Source organism: Thalassobacterium sedimentorum (genome assembly GCF_031127905.1).
Lineage (GTDB): Bacteria > Verrucomicrobiota > Verrucomicrobiia > Opitutales > Coraliomargaritaceae > Thalassobacterium > Thalassobacterium sedimentorum.
In genome coordinates this window covers 1-359 of record NZ_JARXIC010000148.1, presented here as the reverse complement: position 1 = coordinate 359, position 359 = coordinate 1, and the positions used below count along the sequence as shown (strand labels likewise).

Sequence of the window (359 nt, the reverse complement as noted above, 5' to 3'; positions counted from 1 at the left end):
ACCATAAATGTGGCCCCCTCCACGTCAACCACCGCTATTGATTGAGGTTGCTCGACAATCTCAGGAACAGGTAACTCATAGAGTCTAACATTTGAGAAAGTTACATCTGCACTTCCCCGAGTATCATCATCAGCAAAGAAACCAAGATAGTTCACGTCACCAATAAAACGCTCACTAAGTTGAATAGTATAATGGTAAGTGGAGCCAAGTTCGGACACTTGAGGCTTCTCCAAAAACCACCAGTCTCCTGTAAGCCAAGATGTATCGGAGCCTCCGATCACCAACAAACGGCGATCATTGGTAGGATTGGTGTCGTCGTCCAAAATCACACCAATGAGCTCGCTAGGATGGTTCATCGT

Annotated in this window: 1 protein-coding gene; it reads right to left on the bottom strand. The window is 46.0% G+C overall.

Features of this window, described 5'->3' with window-relative positions:
- A partial coding sequence (locus QEH59_RS18795; protein ID WP_308986925.1) for a hypothetical protein occupies positions 1-359 on the bottom strand: 359 nt, incomplete at both ends.